Source organism: Devosia sp., from assembly GCF_048261455.1.
GTDB lineage: Bacteria > Pseudomonadota > Alphaproteobacteria > Rhizobiales > Devosiaceae > Devosia_A.
In genome coordinates this window covers 1-17197 of sequence record NZ_JBLXGA010000011.1, presented here as the reverse complement: position 1 = coordinate 17197, position 17197 = coordinate 1, and the positions used below count along the sequence as shown (strand labels likewise).

The following is a 17197-nucleotide window of genomic DNA, read 5'->3' as shown; positions in this document are numbered from 1 at the left end:
CGTCCAGCGGCAGGGAAAGTGCCTTTGGCGCTACCCAACCGTTGGCAGGCTTTGCTAGAGCTTGGTAAGGGCTGATTCGACCACTTTCCGGGGCATCATCACCATATGGCACGCCTGCCGCTCGACGAGGACAATTACCCCGACCCGCTGGTGACCCGGCCCCGGGGCGGGGGCCTGTGGCGCGTCGTGGCGCTGGCAGGCTTTTTCATCCTGATCGCGGTGCTGCTCGCAACGCTCGGCGATAACATTCCGGCCGATCTCATCCTGATCTTTGTCGGCCTGCTCGCCGTCGTCGGCGTCTTCTGCCTCTTCGCCTTCGCCGCCGGGCTCTTCCATTTCGGCGCCAGCGACTCCGGCACCGGCCTTTCCCAGGCCATCGTCGACAGCCTGCCCTTCGGCGCAGTCGTCACCGATCGCACCGGCAAGGTCGCCTATGCCAATGCGCGCTATGGTGAGTTCTCCGGCGGGCTGAGCGACGGTGTGCCGGTCTCGGTGCCGCGCCTGTTTGCCGGCCAGCCCGAAGCCTCAGAAGCCATCTACCGTCTCGCCCGCGCCGCCCGCGAAGGCCGCCCGGCCATCGAGGACATCCGCCTCATCGGCGGCCTCGACGGCTCGACCAGCGGCACCAGCAAGGCCTATTGGTATCGCGTTGGCGTCCGCGCGCTCCCGGAGTTCGAGGGCAGTCGCGAGCCACTGGTGCTGTGGAGCGTCGAGGACATCACCCGCGACCGCGAGCGCCAGGACAACGCCTTCATCGAGCTGCAGCGCGCCATCGACTATCTCGATCACGCGCCCGCCGGCTTTTTCTCCTCCGATGCCTCGGGCCGCATCCAGTATCTCAATTCGACCCTCGCCGATTGGCTCGGCTATGACCTCGCCGAGTTCGAAAGCGATATCGTTCAGCTCAAGGATATCGTGCGCGGCGATGGCGCCAGCCTGTTGATGCGCGGCCGCTCGGACGGCGAGATCGGCACCGAAGTCATCGATATCGATCTCGTGCGCCGCAATGGCACCAGCTTCCCGGTACGCCTGCTGCATCGCGCTGCGCGCCTCGCCGATGGCGAACTGGGCGAAACCCGCACCCTGGTGCTCGATCGCCGGCAGGGGACCGACAAGGAAGAGGCCCTGCGCGCCGCCGAGGTCCGCTTCTCGCGCTTTTTCAATGACACGCCTTTCGCCATCGCCACCCTCGACAGCAATGGCCGGATCGTTCGCACCAACGCACCTTTCAGCCGCATCTTCGACTGGTCGGGCGGCGAGCAGTCGATCGATCTGCAGCCCATGGCCGATCTCCTCTCCGAGCAGAGCCGCGAGCCCTTCGCCGACGCCATCACCGCCGCGCTGTCGGAAAAATCCGAGATCGAGCCGGTCGATGCCAGCCTCGCCAAGGGCGGCGATCTGGCCGTCAGGCTTTACGTTTCGGGGTCCGAGGAGGTTGCCGGATCGCCCGAGCGCGTAAACGTTTATGCCCTCGACATGACCGAGCAGCGCAAGCTCGAGGCGCAGTTCGCCCAGGGCCAGAAGATGCAGGCCGTCGGCCAGCTCGCCGGTGGCGTCGCGCACGATTTCAACAACGTGCTGACCGCCATCATCGGCTTCTCCGATTTGCTGCTCTTGAAGCACAAGCCGGGCGACCCGTCCTTTGCCGACCTGATGTCGATCAAGAACAGCGCCAACCGCGCCGCCGGCCTGACGCGGCAATTGCTCGCCTTCTCACGCCGCCAGACCCTGCGGCCGCAGGTGCTCGAAATTCCGGGTCATATCGATGACCTGACGGTGCTGCTGAAGCGCCTCATCGGCGAGCAGATCACTCTCGGTGTCGAGCACGGCCCCAATGTCTGGCCGGTCAAGGCCGACCTCGTTCAGCTCGAGCAGGTGGTCGTCAATCTCGTCGTCAATGCCCGCGACGCCATGGAGTCGGGCGGCAACATCGTGCTGCGCACCCGCAATGTCACCGAGGCCGAAGCCCACACCTTCAACTACACCGGCATGCCGCCGGCCGATTACGTACTGATCGAGGTCGAGGATACCGGCACCGGCATGCCGCCGGATGTGCTCGAAAAGATCTTCGAGCCCTTCTTTTCCACCAAGGAACTGGGCAAGGGCACCGGCCTCGGCCTCTCGACCGTCTACGGCATCGTCAAGCAGTCTTCCGGCTTCATCTATCCGGATTCCGAGCTCGGCAAGGGGACGACCTTCCGCATCTTCCTGCCGCGCCACCTGCCCAGCGAGGGCGAGGCGCCGGCCAAGCTCGCCGCGGCGCCGGTCAAGGATCTCACCGGTCACGAGCGCATCCTGCTGGTCGAGGACGAGGACAGCGTCCGCGCCTTCTCCGCCCGCGCCCTGCGCGCCACCGGCTACGAGGTGTTCGAAGCCGATTCCGGCGACGAGGCACTCGACGTGCTCGACGACATGGACTGGCAGATCGATCTGATGATTTCCGACGTGGTGATGCCCGAAATGGACGGCCCCGCGCTGCTCATCAAGGTGCGCGAGAAGATGCCGGACCTCAAGGTCATCTTCGTCTCGGGCTATGCCGAGGAAAACGTCCGCCAGGACATCGCCGACGACACCTCGGTCGAGTTCCTGCCCAAGCCCTATTCGCTCGATCAGATCAACACCAAGGTCAAGGACGTCCTCGGCAAGATCGACGGCGAGTAGGGAACACCGCCGTCAGCCCGACACCCGGCGCAGCCATCAGCTGACGGCTTTTGCCTCTTCGTCCTGCATCTTCTTGACGGCCTGCCGCCGCCGCTCTTCCCACATGGCGGGGGTCTGCGGCTTGACGAACAGCGCCACCACATCGGCATTGCTTTCGCGCACCTTGGCCTCGACCCGCGCGATACAGGCCTCGATCTCCGGCGTCGACAGATGGTCCTCGAACTCTGCGCTGATCGCCGCGATCACCTGATGCGCGCCCATCTGGCTGGTCACCACGCCATTGACGGTGCGGATCGCCGGATCGGCGTTGGCGGCCGCCTCGATGGCCTGCTGCACCTGGGGCAGGGCCGTTTCGCCGACCAGCAGGTTCTTGCTCTCTCGCGCCAGAAACAGCGCCGTCATTGCCAGAAGAATACCGATCATCACCGAGGCCACGCCATCGAGCACCGGCATGTCCAGCGCCTGCGCCGCGAAGACACCGCCCAGCGCCAGGAACAGGCCCAGCAGCGCCACCGTGTCCTCCACCAGCACGGTGAAGGTCGTCGGGTCCTTGCTCAGCTTGATCGCTTCGATATAGCCAAGCTTCCCCTTCTCCTTGCGGAAGGCGCGCAGCGCCACATACCAGCTGCCGCTCTCGAACAGGATCGACAGACCCAGCACGACATAGTTGATCATCGGGCTCTCGATCGGCTCGGGATCGAGCATGTGCATGATCCCTTCATAGAGCGACACGCCGGAGCCCAGCGCGAAGATCAGCACCGCGACCACGAAACTCCAGAAATAGAGTTCGCGGCCGTATCCGAAGGGGTGGTTGTGGTCGGGCGCCTTGCCGGCGCGATGCATGCCATAAAGCAGCAGCAGCTCATTGCCGGTATCGACCAGCGAATGCACGCCCTCGCTCAGCATGGCCGAGCTGCCGGTGAGGCCGGCCGCGATGAACTTGGTCACCGCGATCAGCGAGTTACCGACGAGTGCCGCGTAAACGACGATTTTACTTGAAGATTGTGACGCCATTTGCCCCTAACGGCTCAGGGCGCAAATGGCTGCGTGTCACATCAGGCCGTACGTCCATTCGGCAGCGGCGTGCCTTCGGCCACGAGCTGCTGGTCGGCCAGCGCATCCCAGAACCCGCCGGGAATCTCGGTGTTCCACCACTTGAGGACGCCATCGAGTTCGTCGACGGATTTCGGCCCGGTCAGCACCGAGCACACCACCTCGGGCGCCACGCAGAACTGCAGCGCTGCAGCGCCGAGCGGAATGCCATGCGCATCGGCCACGGCCCTGAGCTTGCTCACCTTATCGGCGATATGCGGCGGCGCCTTTTGATAGGCGCCATTGGCCGGGCCCCAGATGTCCGTGCCCGCCAGAACGCCAGCCGCGAACGGCCCGGCGGCGATCATCGAAGTGCCGCGCTTCGCCGCCGTCGGGAACAGTTCGTCGAGCGGCGTCTGTTCGATCAGGTTGTAGCGGTTGGCGAGCAGGAACACGTCCCAGTCGCCGATGTCGAAGGCGCTCATCAGCACCGGCACTTCGTTGACGCCGAGCCCGATGGCCTTCACCGCGCCCGAACTGCGCAGCTCGTCCAGCGCCTTGTAGCCGCCGTTCGACAGATCGGCCCAATGCTGCTTGTTGCCCTCTTCGCCATGCGTCTGCACCCCGATGTCGTGCACCAGCAGCACGTCGATCGCACCGAGCCCCAGCCGCTGCAGGCTGTCCTCATAGGACCGCATGATCCCGTCATAGCCATAGTCATAGGAGATCTCGAACGGGAACGGCCGCGTCCACGGGTGCTCCACCGTCCGCTCGGCATCCGAACGCACCGGCTTCAGCTTGCGCCCGACCTTGGTCGAAAGCGCCACCCCGTCCGTGCGATAGCGCAACGCGTCGCCCATCAGGTGCTCGGCGCGGCCGAAACCGTAATGCGGCGCCGTGTCGAAATAGCCGATCTTGGCATCGAGCGCCGCGCTCACCAGCTGGCGCGCCGTGTCGTCCTTGACGTCGACCCCGTTCATCCCGGCGAGCGTCGCGCTGCCGAAGCCGAGTTCGGTGAACTCGAGGTCGGTGCGGCCCACGCGGCGCGATTTTAGGGGGGTAGCGCTCATGTCTGAAGTCTCCTTGGTCAGCGCGGCGGACACTGACATGTTAGTGCCATGCCGACAAGTCGGCAGCGCTCCCACGGATGGTCTCGTCACATGAAAAAAGCCCCGGACCAGCGGACCGGGGCTTCGATATCTCGCGCTCGGTAGGGGCCTAGAGCTGGCGCACCGTCACCTCTTCGGGCGCATCCCAGCTCACCGAATTGCGCAGCGGCAGGCCGAACTGCTCTTCGACGATCTCGAACACGTCGCCCGGTTCGGTGCGCACCCCGTCGGCAAAGCTCAGCGTCGCCGTACCGAACATATGCACATGCACTTCGCCCGGCTGGCGGAACAGCTCGTACTTGAAGTGGTGATATTCGAGGTTGGCGATCGTGTGGCTCATGTTGTCCTCGCCAGAAAGGAACGGCTTTTCCCACACCACCTCGCCGTCGCGCAAAATCCGCGACATGCCCGACACGTTGCGCGGCAGTTCGCCGACCCGCAGCTCCGGCCCGAACGAGCAGTAGCGCAGCTTGGAATGCGCCAGATAGAGGTAGTTCACCCGCTCGGTCACATGGTCCGAAAACTCATTGCCCAGCGCAAAGCCGACGCGGCAGGGCGTGCCGTCCTTGCCGATCACGTAGATCCCGGCAATCTCGGGCTCTTCGCCGGCATCCTCGGCAAAGGCCGGGGAGGGGATCGGCTGGCCCGGTCCGGCAACGATATTGCCATTGCCCTTGTAGAACCATTCGGGCTGGACGCCCGTCTGGCCCGGCGCCGGCTTGCCGCCTTCGAGACCCATGCGGAACATCTTCATCGAATCCGTCAGCGGCGCTTCTTCCGCCTGCTGGTTCGACTTGTGCATCGCGTCGCGCGTCGAGGCCGAGCCGAGATGCGTCAGTCCCGTGCCGGTGACATGCAGATGCGCGGCATCGGGATGATCGATCGGGGCCAGCAGCCGGCCTTCGGCCAAAAGCGCCGCGCGGTCGATCTCTTCGCCATGCCCATGCGCCGCCACGACATCGGCGAGGCTCTTGCCGCTGTCCGCCGCCTCGAGCGCCAGCTCATAGACCGTGCTGACGCCGGCCACGCGCCGCGTCACGCCGATCTCCGTCGCGCCCACGCCGCGCTTGCCGTCTTGATCGACGAACTGAATGAGATGCATTTCCGTCTCCCCTCGGATGAGTGCCGCGCTCGCTATAGCTTTCGCCATCGCACAATGCACCCGAAATCTTGATACACTTCCGCCTGGCGGAATGACTCCAGTGCGATGCCCTGGAGACAAGGCATTGATGCCGGGACGCCTGTGAGAAAGTTCCGGCTCCCTTCTCGCTAGCGCGACAGGTCGCGCACCGGCTTAACATGGTTGTCGAACGGCACGTGCCGGCGGCGGAAAGGCGGGCCCGGTACCAGTTCGGGCCGGCGGATCCGGTCCATCCGAAAATGCCGGAAATCACCGCGGGACGGGTCCCAGGCGACCAGATACCAAAGCGGGGGCAGGATCAGCATGGCCTGCGGCTCGACCAGCCGCTCGCTCACATTGCCCTTGGCGTCGGCATAGCGAAAGCGCAGGCATTGCGTATCGAGAAAGGCCGTCTCGAAGGCCGGGAGAAGGCCGGCGTCGATGGCGCCGATCCCGCTGGTGTCCATGCCGGGCGCCAGTTCGCCCACATAAAGGCACTCCAGAAAGCGGCGCAGGTCGCGCAATTTGTCCTGCGGCAGACTGCGCTCGATCTTTGTCAGCCCGGCATCGGCGAGCCCGGCAAAGGGCAGCCGGCCCGCCGCGCGCATCGAGACCACGCTGATCATCAGCGCAAAGACCTCCACCACGCTCAGCCGCGCCGTGGTCTGGATCGATTGCGGGTCGAGCTGCAGCCCGCCACCCCGTCCGGGTTCGGAATGGATGACAAAGCCCTCGTCGCGGAGCGCCGCGATATCGCGCAGCACCGTGCGGCGCGACGCACCCACCGCCATCGCCAGTTCCGCGACGCTGGTGCTGCCGCTGCGGCGTAGGCGGCGCACGATGGCATCTTGTCGGAGCCGGGATTTCATCGGAGCAGGGCCCATCGAATGGTGACAGATTTTGGCATCATATCCGTCCACGAAGCGATTGACCACTCCAGCAAGGATCATCGCAATGCTTCACCCCCACCCCTTTCCCCAGCCCAGCCGCGTCGCCGTCAATGGTGTCGAACTCGAAGTCTTTGAGGCGGGGCGCGAAAATGCAGGGCGGCCGATCGTCCTGTGTCACGGCTGGCCGGAACTGGCCTATTCCTGGCGCCACCAGATCCCCGCGCTGGTCGCGGCCGGCTATCACGTCATCGCGCCCAACCAGCGCGGTTTTGGCCAATCATCGCGACCCGATTCCGTCACCGACTATGACATCGCTCATCTGACCGGCGATCTCGTCGCGCTGCTCGACCATTACGGCTATGCCGACGCCACCTTCGTCGGGCACGACTGGGGCGCCATGGTGGTCTGGGGCCTCGCGCTGCTGCATCCCGATCGGGTCAATGGCGTGATCAACCTGAGCGTCCCCTATCAGCCGCGCGGCGAGCAGCCGTGGATCGAATGGATGGAGCAGGCATTCGGGCCCGACTATTACTTCGTGCACTTCAACCGCCAGCCCGGCGTCGCCGACGCCATTCTCGATACCCATGCCGCGCGGTTCCTGACCAACCTTTATCGCAAGAACCTGCCGGTCGCGCAGCCGGAGCCCGGCATGGCAATGATCAACCTGGCGATGAGCGAGGCACCGCAAGGCGATCCGCTCCTCACCCCGGCCGAAATTGAGACCTTCATTACCGCCTTCCAAGACTCGGGCTTTACCGGCGGCATCAACTGGTACCGCAATCTCGATCGCAACTGGCACCTGCTGGGCGCCGTCGATGCGGTAATCCGCCACCCCGCGCTGATGATCTATGGCGCAAAGGATGTGGTCCCGCCGCTGCCGCAGCTCAGCGATTTCGTGCCCGATGTCGAGACCGTTACGCTCGAATGTGGCCACTGGATCCAGCAGGAACAGCCCGAGGCGACAAATCACGCGATACTGCAATGGCTTGCGCGGCAGCACGCCGGGTGAGGCGAGGGCGGCAGGCGCGGGAGCGATTCCGCCTTCCGCGCCGCACCCTCATTTCCCCCCTTGACGAAATGGAAACGAAATGAGAACAAAGTAGGAATATACGGTGCACGTTGTCGCGGTTTGCGCCCCGCAGGATGAAATGAAATAAGGAGACCTCTTATGGCTGCTGTTACCCCCCTGCGGGTGGTTGAGGGATCGATGGATAAGGATAAGGCACTCGCTGCGGCGCTGAGCCAGATTGAACGGAATTTCGGCAAAGGCACGGTGATGCGCTTTGGCGAAGGCGCCATTGCGCAGGTGGAATCGATTTCCACCGGTTCGCTCGGTCTCGATATCGCGCTGGGCATCGGCGGCCTGCCGCGCGGCCGCATTGTCGAGGTCTTCGGGCCGGAAAGCTCGGGCAAGACCACGCTGGCGCTGCATGTCATCGCCGAGGCCCAGAAGAACGGCGGCATCGCTGCCTTCGTCGACGCCGAGCATGCGTTGGACCCGATCTATGCGCGCAAGCTGGGCGTGAAGGTCGACGAGCTGCTGATCTCGCAGCCCGACACGGGCGAGCAGGCGCTTGAAATCGCCGACACCCTGGTGCGCTCCGGCGCGGTCGATATCCTCGTCGTCGATTCGGTCGCGGCGCTGACGCCCAAGGCCGAACTCGAGGGTGACATGGGCGATTCCATGCCGGGCCTCCAGGCCCGTCTGATGAGCCAGGCGATGCGCAAGCTCACCGGCTCGATCTCGAAGTCCAAGGCCATGGTCATCTTCATCAACCAGATCCGCATGAAGATCGGTGTGATGTATGGCTCGCCCGAAACCACCACGGGCGGCAATGCGCTGAAGTTCTATTCCTCGGTGCGCCTCGATATCCGCCGCATCGGCGCCATCAAGGATCGCGACGAAGTCATCGGCAACCAGACCCGCGTCAAGGTCGTCAAGAACAAGCTCGCCCCGCCGTTCCGTCAGGTCGAATTCGACATCATGTATGGCGAAGGCATTTCCAAGACTGGCGAACTGCTCGATCTCGGTGTCAAATCCGGCATCGTCGAAAAGTCCGGCGCCTGGTTCTCCTTCGACAGCCAGCGTCTCGGGCAGGGACGTGAAAACTCCCGCCAGTTCCTCAAGGACAATCCGGAAGTCGCCGAGATCATCGAAAAGGGCGTCCGCGAAAGCTCGGGCCTGCTCTCCGAAGCGCTGCTGGTCGGCCCCGACGACAAGGACAGCGACGAGTAAGCGTCGCATACCGATCTTTCCAAGGGGCGCCATGGCGCCCCTTTTTCGTGTCTGACATTGCCCCACACGGTCTGGAAACGTCAGCTGCCATTCATCAACACGGCAACACCGCGGCGATTTCGCAGCACTTTTCATTGCAGCGTGCCGCGCGTCGGCATCCGGTGAGTCAATGCCGACGACAAGTCTCTGACCATGTGCGCATTTCTGCACTTTGTCCCCGCCACGGCCCCAAGCGCTACACTCGTGGCTGGACACAAAGCGGAGCGGCACAACACAGCAAAGATTCCGCCGCTTGAACGATTGTGGCCGAACCGTTCAGTCTCACGCGTCCGTCGGCCCGCGTGCCCACCCGCCTTGCTACTGTAACCGGCGCGCCCGCAGCCGCAGCGCGCGCCGCGCTGGACAGAGGCGCAGGCCCCGCGATAGAAGGCCTTTCCTGTTCATCTCGGCGGGGCTGCGGCCTCGCCGTTCGCCTGTAAAGAGCCCATCATGACCAGTGTGAACGATATCCGGTCGAGCTTTCTCGGATATTTCAGCAAGAACGGACACGAGCCCGTGGCGTCCTCGCCGCTCGTGCCGCGCAATGATCCGACGCTGATGTTCACCAATGCCGGCATGGTGCAGTTCAAGAACGTCTTCACCGGTGTCGAAAAGCGCCCCTACAGCCGTGCCGCCACCTCGCAGAAATGCGTCCGCGCTGGCGGCAAGCACAATGATCTCGACAATGTCGGTTTTACCGCGCGCCACCTGACATTCTTCGAAATGCTCGGCAATTTCTCCTTTGGCGACTACTTCAAGGACGAGGCGATCCACCACGCCTGGAACCTCGTCACCAAGGATTTCGGCCTCGACAAGTCAAAGCTGCTCGTCACCGTCTATGCCGAGGACGAGGCGGCCGCCGACATCTGGAAAAAGGTCGCCGGCTTTTCCGATGACCGGATCATCCGCATCGCCACCTCCGACAATTTCTGGTCGATGGGCGACACCGGCCCATGCGGCCCGTGCTCCGAGATCTTTATTGACCGCGGCGAGCACATCTGGGGCGGCCCCCCGGGCACGCCGGAAGAGGATGGCGACCGCTTCCTAGAATTCTGGAACCTGGTGTTCATGCAATATGAGCAGCAGGCCGATGGCACGCGCCTCGATCTGCCGCGCCCCTCGATCGATACCGGCATGGGCCTCGAGCGCATGGCCTCGATCCTGCAGGGCGTCGACAGCGTCTTTGAAACCGACATGTTCAAGCAGCTGGTCGAGGCCACGGCCTCGGCCGTGGGTGCCGCGCCGCGTGAAGAAAACCTCGCGTCCTACCGCGTCATCGCCGATCACCTGCGCTCGATGAGCTTCCTCATCGCCGAAGGCGTGCTGCCCTCGAACGAGGGGCGCGGCTATGTGCTGCGCCGCATCATGCGCCGCGCCATGCGCCACGCGACCCTGCTCGGCGCCACCGAGCCGGTGATCCACGCGATTGTCCCGACGCTGGTGCGCGAGATGGGCCAGGCCTATCCCGAGCTGGTGCGCGGCGAAGCCATGATCACCGAAACGGTCGAGCTCGAAGAGAACCGCTTCCTCAAGACCCTCGGCCGCGGCCTGCAGATCCTCGAGACCGAAACCGCTGATCTTAACGAGGGCGGCGTGCTGGCGGGCGACACTGCCTTCCGGCTCTACGACACCTATGGTTTCCCGCTCGATCTGACCCAGGACGCGCTGCGCACCCGGGGCATCAGCGTCGATCAGGCCGGTTTCGACGCCGCCATGGCCGCCCAGAAGGCCGAGGCCCGCAAGAGCTGGTCCGGTTCGGGCGAAGCCGCGACCGAGCAGGTCTGGTTCTCGGTCCTCGACAAGACCGGCACCACCGAATTCCTCGGCTATGAGACCGAAGAGGCCGAAGGCGAGGTGCTGGCGCTCGTCCGAGACGGCCAGATCGTCGATGCGCTCAACACCGGCGACGAAGGCTATCTCGTCGTCAACCAGACCCCGTTCTACGGCGAAAGCGGCGGCCAGGTTGGCGATGTCGGCTGCGTGGCCGGCGATCATGTCGCGGCAGACGTGCTCGAAACCTCGCGCCATCACGGCGTCTTCGCCCATCGCGTCAAGGTCACTGATGGCACGCTTAAGCCCGGGCAGGGCCTGAGCCTGCATGTCGATCATGCGCGCCGCTCGGGCATTCGCGCCAACCACTCGGCAACCCACCTGCTGCACGAGGCGCTGCGCCTCGTCCTCGGCGATCACGTCGCGCAGAAGGGCTCACTGGTCGCGCCCGACCGGCTGCGCTTCGACTTCGTGCACACCAAGGCGATCAGCCCGCAGGAGCTCGCCGAGATCGAAGATATCGCGAACGATATCGTTTTGCAGAACACCCCGGTCGAAACCCGCCTGATGAGCGTCGACGACGCCAAGGCCTCCGGTGCCCGGGCGCTGTTCGGCGAAAAGTACGGCGACGAGGTGCGCGTCGTGTCGATGGGCCAGCCCACGGGCAACGGGCTCGGTTGGTCGGTCGAACTGTGCGGCGGCACCCATGTGGTCCGCACCGGCGATATCGGCCTGATCTCGGTTGTCGCCGAAACCGGCGTCGCGGCCGGCGTTCGCCGCATCGAGGCGCTGACCGGCAAGGCTGCCCGTCATCGCGGCAATGACAATATCCGCATCGTCGAAAGCGCGGCGCAGCTGCTGCGTGCCCAGCCCAGCGAAGTGCTCGAGCGCATCGAAACGGCGCAGGAAAGCCTCAAGAAGGCCGAGCGGGCGCTCGGCGAAGCCAACAAGAAGCTGGCGCTCGGTGCCGGGTCCGGTGGGGCGGCTGCCGCCCCCGCCGACGAAACCGTCAAGGGCCTCACCTTTGTCGGCCGCGCCGTCGAGGGCATTTCCCCCAAGGACGTCAAGGCCCTCGTCGATACCGAAAAGCAGCGCATCGGTTCCGGTGTCGTCGTCGTCGTGCTCAAATCCGAAGATGGCAAGGGCACCGTCGCCGTTGGCGTCACCGAGGATCGTACTGCGACCTACAAGGCCGGCGACCTCGTCAAGCACGCGACGGCCGCACTCGGCGGACAGGGCGGCGGTGGCCGGCCCGATATGGCCCAGGGCGGCGGTCCCGATGGCTCCAAGGCCGAAGCCGCCATCGCGGCGGTGCGCGACGCGCTCTAGCGCCAGCGAAGGGCTTTCAACGCAAACAGTTCAGGGCGGCGGGTCGGTTCAATCGGCCCGCCGTCTTCATTTTGCCGGCGCGAGAGGATCGCGCGTTGGCGTGGCGGGGGCAGGCGGCACTTCTGGCGCAACGGCGTCGTCGCCCAGCGGCTTGCTGGCTTCGCCCATCACGCTGGCCGGGCCGAACAGCGACAGCCGCGAGAAGATGCGGATGCGGGTTTCGTCGGAGACCACGTTGAGCATGCCGCCGACGGCCACGACGACGAGGCCGCAATAGGTCACGAGATCCGGGTATTCGCCGAACAGCAGCACGCCGAAGATCACCGCCCAGGCAATCTGGCTGTACTGGGTCGGAGCGATCTGGCTGGCATTGGCACGGCGGGTCGCAGCGATGAACAGGATATTGCCAGTGCCGCCCATGGCGCCGATGGACAGCAGCAGCGCGAATTCCTGCACACTTGGCAGCTGGAATTGCGGAATCATCAGCACGCCGTTGATCAGCACGATATAGCCCAGCGGCACGCCGATCAGGCTGACGCGCTTTTCCACCGGCGCGACCTTGCGCAGCACGGTGGTGTTCACCGCAACCGCCAGCGCCGCAAACAGCGCCGCCAGGTGCCCGGGCTCGACGGCGCGGAACCCGGGTCGAACCACGAGCAGCACGCCGCAGAAGCTGGCGCCGAGGAACAGCCAGCGCGCCCAGGTCACCTCCTCCTTGAGGATGAAGCGCGACAGCCCGACGATGAACACTGGCGCGAGAAAGGCCAGCGAATAGGCCTCGGCCAGCGGAATGCTGATAAAGGCATAGATGATCGCAAGATTGCCTGCGACGCCCGACAACCCGCGCAGGTGGACCAGCCAGGGATGCTTGAGCTTGAGGAACTCGTGCCAGTGCTCGCCCTTGGGCTTGGTCAGCATGGCGGGGCCAAAGCTGAACAGCGCCGCCCAGAAGGCGATCTCGAAAACGCTCAGCTGGCTGCCGAACCCTTTGATGATGGCGTCACAGCACGAATAGAGCAGATATGCTCCAAGAGAAAAAAGGACGCCGGTGGGCATCTTGGTAACCAGCAGATACGGAGGAATCGGAGCGCGAGCCTTACGCTGAAATGTCCGGGGCGTCGATGTGCCTCGTGCGACATCGCAAACAATTTCTGAGCCCCTACGCGATCCAGCCCCAAGCCCAGGCCGGCGCGAAACGTCTGATAGCTTGACCGGGCTGATCCGGGGTTGCCAGTCTGCATGGCTCGGGGACGGGGGAATGGAGATGTTGAAGTCGATTGTCGTGCCGGCACTGGTGGCGTTGGGTCTGGCATCGCCGGCCATGGCACAGATTACCGGCTTTTCGGCCATGGCCGAGGTGCAGCAGGGTGCGCGCTACGAGGTCCGCTACGAGGGGACGGCGACCTCCATGGAATCCATCGGCTTCGCTCCGCGCGGCGGCGAAGGCATGGTCTATTCGCATTTCGGCAATGCCGAGTTCTCGATCGACGAGAACCCGGTGCGGCTCTACGCGCCTGAAACCCCGGGCGAGTATGACGTGGTCGTTTCCGATGGGGGCACCTTCACGTGGCGCCTGCCGGTCACGGTCACGGAGGCCTATGCCGAGCTGACCGGTCCCGCAGCGGCCGAACGCGGCCGGATCATCGAGATCGCGTGGACCGGGCCCGATGGGTTTGATGACGAAATTCGCATCGCCCGGCAGGGGGATCCGGACACGGTGCGGCTCGATGCGCGGCTGGTGACGACGTCACCCATGCTGGTGCAACTGCCCGACGAGGACGGCACCTACGAGCTGCGCTACGCGATGGGGGAGACCCCGGACGCCAAGGTGATCGGGCGGATGATCGTCACCGTGAGCGCCGAGGCCGCTTACGCCGCCGAACTCGAAGAGGCGGGTGGCATGGTGCCGGTTCAGGTCCCCTCGGAGGTGGCCGTAGGTGCGCCCTTCGCCGTGGGCCATGACGGGCTGCCGCAGGACTGGCAGGCGATGTTTGTCACCCCGGGCGAAAGCACGTTTCTGGACGGGCAGGGCAGCACCTTCGGCTTTCTGGTTGCCGATCCGCTGGAGCTGACGGCGCCATCGCAGCCGGGCGCCTATCAGCTGATCCTGCTGGACCCAGACCGTCTGGTGCGGGCCCGCGTCGATGCGCAGGTCGTGCCCGCCACCGCACGGCTCGAAATCGCCGAAGACGATCGCAAGCTTCCGGCCATGGTGGTGCGCTGGCAGGGGCCGGGCGGCAATTTCGATCGCATCGGTCTTTTCAGGCCCGGCGAAGAGGGGCCGCTCGAGGTGAGTTATGTGCTCTCGTCCGACGACACGGTCTACATGGACCGGCCCAGCGCACCGGGCACTTACGAATTGCGCTATCTGCAAAGCCTCGGCGACCGGCTGATCGTGCTCGCGACGCTGCCTTATATCCTGCCGTAAGCGCATCGCGGCCGGCGGTGTTTACCGGCGCTTAACCGTCGCAACATTCCGTAAAATTGTAGCAATGCCGGTTAAGGTCTGCCGCGTTATCGTCGGTATCGGTGCCTGCCGGCGCCAACCGGTTGCCCCCGCGGCCAAGCTTTTCGGCAGCTCCCAGAACCTGTTTTGAACGTGCATTGAGGCCACTCATGTCGTCGCGCTTTCGCCCCGCACCACGCTTTCGTCCGCTGACGCTCGAAGCTTTGCAGAGGGCCCTGGCGGCCTTGGTGCTTGTTGCGGTGACACTGGCGAGTGCCCCGGCCGCCGCCATCGACAATCTTGCCAAGCCCGCCAGCATCGTCGTCGATGCGCGCTCCGGCAAAATTCTTTACGAGCACAATTCGGCCGCCAAGCGCTATCCGGCCTCGGTCACCAAGGTGATGACGCTCTACGTGCTGTTCGAGGAACTCGAGGCACGCCGCCTGTCGCTGTCATCGAAAATGAAGGTGTCGAGCTACGCCGCCTCGGCCCGGCCGACCAAGCTCGGTCTCGGTGCCGGCAAGTCGATCAGCGTCGAGGACGCCATCAAGTCGCTCGTCACCATATCGGCCAACGACATGGCCCGCGTCATTGCAGAAACCATTTCCGGGTCGGAGAGTGCCTTCGCCCAGCGCATGACGGCGACGGCCCGCCGGATGGGCATGAAGGAAACCCGCTACGCCAACGCTTCCGGCTGGCCGGACCCGAACAATTTCACCACGGTGCGCGATCAGGCGATCCTCGGCATCGCCATCCAGCAGCGCTTCCCGCAGTTCTACAAATATTTCCAGACCAGGAAGTTCGTCTTCAACGGCCGCACCTACACCAGCCATAACCATGTGCTGGGCTATATGGACGCCGTCGACGGGCTGAAGACCGGCTGGACCTCCTCCTCGGGCTCCACCATCCTCACCGCCGCCCGCCTCAACGGGCGCGAAGTGGTGTTGGCCGTGTTCGGCTATCCGGGGCACAAGGCGCGCGATGCAAAGGTGCGCGAACTGGTGAAGGCTTATCTGCCCAAGGGGAGCTCCGGCGGCAGAGTGAAGCCGATTCCGCTGGCCCCGGCACCGCGCGAAATGGACCGCCCCAGTGTCGTCGCCGTCGTCCCCATGCCGCGGCTCGATCGCTCGCGGCTGAACCCGAAGATCGTCACCGCGGCGCTGAGCGAGGACCCGATTGCCGCGCTGCTGGCGACCGAAGCCACCGCGCTGACCGCCTTTGCGCCCGAACCGGCGCCGCCGCCGGTGGTGCCGCAGCCCGTTGTGCCGCTGCAGCCCATGGATGGCACGCTGGGCGCACCGCCGTCCGCTCTCGGCCAGACCCGCGCCTCCGCACCGCTCGAGTTTATGGAGCCGGTCGAGGCCCAGCCGGCGCAGCCCGCCGCCACGCAGACCGCCTCGGCCTCCGCCTCCGGCCATTGGGTGGTGCAGATCGGCGCCGCCCCCAGCGAAGCCAACGCCAACGAGTTGCTGGGCGACGCGGTCGAGCAGATCGAGGTGCTGGCCGCCTATCGCCGCTTCGTCGAACGGTTCGAAAGCAAGGGCGCGACTTACTATCGTGCCCGCCTCGGCGGCTTCGGCTCACGCGATCAGGCCCGCGAAGCCTGCGGACATCTCGAGGAAAACGGCTTCCCCTGCCTCGTCACCGCGAGCTGACCAACCGGCCTAGCCGCCAAAGCGCGCCTTTGCGGCCGGGCCGATGATCTCGATCCGGTTGGTCCAGATTTAGCCGGCGAAATCGTCCGGCACCTGCGCCAGCGTGTCGAGGTCGTCGATGCCGGTCGAACCGGGGTCGCCGGCCGAGAACGCGCCGAGCAGTACGACCTCGGTGCCCACGGCCCGCATCCGTTCGACAAACAGGTTCGGCCAGCCCCAGGCCAGCAGGGTCAGGTTGATCGGCACCATCACGACACTGTCCTTGCACGCGTCGGGCATGAAGCCGCTCCAGCCGAGCGCTGCATATTGCATCAGGCAGTCCTTCACCTGCCGCGTGCCATAGGCAGCGAGTGGCTTGCCGTCATCGGCAAGTAGCGCCTTGGTGCGATAGGTCGGCGCGTCGCCGCCATAAACACCCCAGACCGCATCGCGCCATTCGGGATGCGCGGCAAGGCGCTCCGCCACCATGTCGCCCTCGCGGGACTCGCGGCTCTTGAAATTGATCAGGTAGCGGCCATCCGCCGGCGCAGCCTCCATCACCTCGGCGAACTCGGGCATCATGCCCACGCCCTTACCGCGGAAGGGGAAGCTCTGCCCGCCGTCGGCAGTATAGCCATAGCCGACGTCGAGCGTTTTCAGCGTCGCCATGTCGAGTTCGCGGGTAACGCCCGTCCCCTCGGTGCGGCAGTCGACGGTTCAGTCATGGATCACCGCCAACTGACCATGGTGGTGGGGTGGACGTCGAACTCGACGATATCCGCGCCAGCATCGAAGGCCGCCTGCATCGAGGGCAGCGTATTCTCGAGATAGTCGGTGGTCGGCGGATAGATGCGTTCCGCACTGCAACCGTCGCGGCCCAGTCCAGTATGGTCGAACGTCTGGTGCACGCCACGATGCGCGATCAGTTGCA

The 17197-nt window shown here is 65.0% G+C and carries 13 protein-coding genes; 6 read left to right on the top strand and 7 right to left on the bottom strand.

Features of this window, described 5'->3' with window-relative positions:
* Positions 1–105 precede the first annotated feature (105 nt).
* On the top strand, positions 106–2661 hold the full coding sequence (gene cckA / locus ACN0TK_RS12415) for a cell cycle histidine kinase CckA (RefSeq protein WP_417309827.1): 2556 nt from the start codon (positions 106–108) through the stop codon (positions 2659–2661).
* Between the two features lie 36 nt (positions 2662–2697).
* Here cckA and ACN0TK_RS12410 read toward each other — a convergent pair whose 3' ends face one another.
* From ACN0TK_RS12410 to ACN0TK_RS12395, 4 genes are all read right to left on the bottom strand, one after another.
* On the bottom strand, positions 2698–3675 hold the full coding sequence (locus ACN0TK_RS12410) for a cation diffusion facilitator family transporter (protein ID WP_417309826.1): 978 nt from the start codon (positions 3673–3675) through the stop codon (positions 2698–2700).
* 41 nt (positions 3676–3716) lie between these two features.
* Positions 3717–4763 (bottom strand): aldo/keto reductase, encoded by a 1047-nt coding sequence (locus ACN0TK_RS12405; RefSeq protein ID WP_417309825.1) that lies wholly within the window; start codon positions 4761–4763, stop codon positions 3717–3719.
* Between the two features lie 148 nt (positions 4764–4911).
* Entirely contained in the window at positions 4912–5904 is a 993-nt protein-coding gene (gene araD1 / locus ACN0TK_RS12400; RefSeq protein WP_417309824.1) for an AraD1 family protein, read from the bottom strand.
* A gap of 167 nt (positions 5905–6071) precedes the next feature.
* The gene (locus ACN0TK_RS12395; RefSeq protein WP_417309823.1) at positions 6072–6791 is read right to left on the bottom strand and encodes a helix-turn-helix transcriptional regulator; all 720 of its coding nucleotides are present in this window, start codon (positions 6789–6791) and stop codon (positions 6072–6074) included.
* Positions 6792–6876: 85 nt separating this feature from the next.
* On the opposite strand from ACN0TK_RS12395, the gene ACN0TK_RS12390 reads away from it, so the two are divergent.
* The 3 genes from ACN0TK_RS12390 (at position 6877) to alaS (ending at position 12186) form a co-directional block, all read left to right on the top strand.
* Positions 6877–7821, top strand: coding sequence for an alpha/beta fold hydrolase (locus ACN0TK_RS12390; protein ID WP_417309822.1), 945 nt, complete (start codon positions 6877–6879; stop codon positions 7819–7821).
* A 159-nt stretch (positions 7822–7980) separates the two neighbouring features.
* Positions 7981–9048, top strand: coding sequence for a recombinase RecA (gene recA, locus ACN0TK_RS12385; RefSeq protein WP_417309821.1), 1068 nt, complete (start codon positions 7981–7983; stop codon positions 9046–9048).
* Positions 9049–9537: 489 nt separating this feature from the next.
* Positions 9538–12186 carry an alanine--tRNA ligase gene (gene alaS / locus ACN0TK_RS12380; protein ID WP_417309820.1) on the top strand — a complete coding sequence of 883 codons (2649 nt, stop codon included), beginning with the start codon at positions 9538–9540 and terminating at the stop codon, positions 12184–12186.
* A 66-nt stretch (positions 12187–12252) separates the two neighbouring features.
* On the opposite strand, the gene ACN0TK_RS12375 is transcribed toward alaS, so the two are convergent.
* Positions 12253–13242, bottom strand: a complete 990-nt coding sequence (locus tag ACN0TK_RS12375; RefSeq protein WP_417309819.1) for a DMT family transporter — start codon at positions 13240–13242, stop codon at positions 12253–12255.
* A gap of 208 nt (positions 13243–13450) precedes the next feature.
* Here ACN0TK_RS12375 and ACN0TK_RS12370 point away from each other — a divergent pair, with 208 nt between their 5' ends.
* Both ACN0TK_RS12370 and ACN0TK_RS12365 read left to right on the top strand, forming a co-directional pair.
* Entirely contained in the window at positions 13451–14614 is a 1164-nt protein-coding gene (locus ACN0TK_RS12370) for a hypothetical protein (RefSeq protein ID WP_417309818.1), read from the top strand.
* Positions 14615–14802: 188 nt separating this feature from the next.
* Entirely contained in the window at positions 14803–16287 is a 1485-nt protein-coding gene (locus ACN0TK_RS12365) for an SPOR domain-containing protein (RefSeq protein ID WP_417309817.1), read from the top strand.
* Positions 16288–16356: 69 nt separating this feature from the next.
* Here ACN0TK_RS12365 and ACN0TK_RS12360 read toward each other — a convergent pair whose 3' ends face one another.
* Both ACN0TK_RS12360 and ACN0TK_RS12355 read right to left on the bottom strand, forming a co-directional pair.
* Positions 16357–16935 (bottom strand): hypothetical protein, encoded by a 579-nt coding sequence (locus ACN0TK_RS12360; protein ID WP_417309816.1) that lies wholly within the window; start codon positions 16933–16935, stop codon positions 16357–16359.
* Positions 16936–16994: 59 nt separating this feature from the next.
* A partial coding sequence (locus tag ACN0TK_RS12355; RefSeq protein ID WP_417309815.1) for a glycerophosphodiester phosphodiesterase family protein occupies positions 16995–17197 on the bottom strand: 203 nt, incomplete at its 5' end.

Excerpts from the sequence above, each read along its gene's own strand:
- cckA (WP_417309827.1), top strand. The coding sequence starts at position 106 with ATGGCACGCCTGCCGCTCGACGAGGACAATTACCCCGACCCGCTGGTG.
- ACN0TK_RS12410 (WP_417309826.1), bottom strand. The coding sequence starts at position 3,675 with ATGGCGTCACAATCTTCAAGTAAAATCGTCGTTTACGCGGCACTCGTC.
- ACN0TK_RS12405 (WP_417309825.1), bottom strand. The coding sequence starts at position 4,763 with ATGAGCGCTACCCCCCTAAAATCGCGCCGCGTGGGCCGCACCGACCTC.
- araD1 (WP_417309824.1), bottom strand. The coding sequence starts at position 5,904 with ATGCATCTCATTCAGTTCGTCGATCAAGACGGCAAGCGCGGCGTGGGC.
- ACN0TK_RS12395 (WP_417309823.1), bottom strand. The coding sequence starts at position 6,791 with ATGAAATCCCGGCTCCGACAAGATGCCATCGTGCGCCGCCTACGCCGC.
- ACN0TK_RS12390 (WP_417309822.1), top strand. The coding sequence starts at position 6,877 with ATGCTTCACCCCCACCCCTTTCCCCAGCCCAGCCGCGTCGCCGTCAAT.
- recA (WP_417309821.1), top strand. The coding sequence starts at position 7,981 with ATGGCTGCTGTTACCCCCCTGCGGGTGGTTGAGGGATCGATGGATAAG.
- alaS (WP_417309820.1), top strand. The coding sequence starts at position 9,538 with ATGACCAGTGTGAACGATATCCGGTCGAGCTTTCTCGGATATTTCAGC.
- ACN0TK_RS12375 (WP_417309819.1), bottom strand. The coding sequence starts at position 13,242 with ATGCCCACCGGCGTCCTTTTTTCTCTTGGAGCATATCTGCTCTATTCG.
- ACN0TK_RS12370 (WP_417309818.1), top strand. The coding sequence starts at position 13,451 with ATGTTGAAGTCGATTGTCGTGCCGGCACTGGTGGCGTTGGGTCTGGCA.
- ACN0TK_RS12365 (WP_417309817.1), top strand. The coding sequence starts at position 14,803 with ATGTCGTCGCGCTTTCGCCCCGCACCACGCTTTCGTCCGCTGACGCTC.
- ACN0TK_RS12360 (WP_417309816.1), bottom strand. The coding sequence starts at position 16,935 with ATGGCGACGCTGAAAACGCTCGACGTCGGCTATGGCTATACTGCCGAC.